The 427-nt window shown below is 66.3% G+C and carries 1 pseudogene; it reads left to right on the top strand.

Annotated elements, in window-relative coordinates:
* Positions 1 to 427 (top strand): annotated as a pseudogene (locus M3G19_RS11845) (pyridine nucleotide-disulfide oxidoreductase); the annotation flags it as partial.

Below are 427 nucleotides of genomic sequence, written 5' to 3'. Positions count from 1 at the left end.
CGCCGTCGGCTATCGCTCCGACGCCGTCAACGGCGTGCCTTTCGACGACCACCGCGCCGTCATCCCCAACGACGAAGGCCACGTGCTCACCGAGTTCGGCGGAGACATCGTTCCCGGCCTGTACACCACCGGCTGGATCAAGCGCGGCCCCGTCGGCCTGATCGGCAACACCAAGTCCGACGCCAAGGACACCACCACCATGCTTCTCGACGACTACCGCAACGGCACCCTCACCCCCACCGAACACCGCGACGACCAGACCATCCTCGACCACCTCAAGGACAAGGGCATCAAGGTCACCACCTGGGAAGGCTGGCACAACCTCGACGCCGCCGAACGCGCCCTCGGCGAGGCCGAAGGCCGCGAGCGCAAGAAGATCGTCGAGTGGGACGACATGGTCAACGCCTCCCACCCCGAGTACTCGATC

Origin of the sequence: Corynebacterium sp. p3-SID1194, assembly GCF_025144155.1 — a bacterium.
In the GTDB taxonomy this organism is placed as follows: domain Bacteria; phylum Actinomycetota; class Actinomycetes; order Mycobacteriales; family Mycobacteriaceae; genus Corynebacterium.
Note: the sequence above shows the minus strand (reverse complement) of the source record. Positions and strands in the feature narration are given on the sequence as shown.